Genomic DNA, 879 nt, shown 5'->3' on the forward strand with positions numbered 1-879 from the left:
TTTGCCTTTTTCAGTTTTTGATTGACTACTTCCATTTCCTTCATTGTCTGCAAATGAAGTTCATTCTTTCTTTTTTCATATTCTGCTTTTTGATCTGCAAGACTAAGTCTGGAAATACTGTAGAATAATCCAGCAAAAAGTAAAAGTATAAAACCTGCCATGAGTGTTGTTGTACACAGCACCGTTTTCTGGTAATCCCTCAGCACATTGTCAATAACTCCCTTTGTCACAATGCATACCAAAATGGTGTTGTTGCTTTCTATCGGGCAATACCCCAGATAATAGGGGTTCTGTTTTCCCAAAAGTGCAACTCCGGATTCTCTGTTATCAAACTTCTTTTTGAGCAAATCAGCCTCTTCTTCTGTAATGGCCTGTTCCCCTTTTAAATGTTTTAACAAAGAATAATTACGCTGATATTTATCACCACTCAGGTTCGTATACGTAATATTTCCGTCATCATCCAGCATGAACAAATATGCTTTCCCATCATAACCTTTCAGTTTTAACATGGAATCCAGTTTCGAATGATCATACACCGTTCCAATTGCCGTATAAGTTTCCCCATTGATCGTATATTCCTGACATGGGATCGCAACCAGATAACCGTCTTTTTTCTTCTGATCATAATCAAGACGCACCAGTTTTCCAATATTGTATCCATTCTTTAAGTCCAGCAGAAATTTACTTGGCATATCAATCCGCATTTTTGTTCCACCTGCGGATATTGCCTGACCATTTTCCCGAAGAAATATAAGGGTACTTTCCGATTCTTTTTCCCATGCTTCAAAGAAACTTTTGTTCGTATCCGTTTCAAGAGACAGCTTCCTCTCACGAAGTAAAAATTCCTCAACCAACTGCAGCTGGCTGTAGTACCCACTC

Annotated in this window: 1 pseudogene; it reads right to left on the reverse strand. The window is 38.5% G+C overall.

Annotated elements, in window-relative coordinates:
• Positions 1–704, reverse strand: a pseudogene (locus DW922_RS17255) (hybrid sensor histidine kinase/response regulator); the annotation flags it as partial.
• Between the last annotated feature and the right edge of the window lie 175 nt (positions 705–879).

Source organism: Clostridium sp. AM42-4, from assembly GCF_003480105.1.
In the GTDB taxonomy this organism is placed as follows: domain Bacteria; phylum Bacillota; class Clostridia; order Lachnospirales; family Lachnospiraceae; genus Brotaphodocola.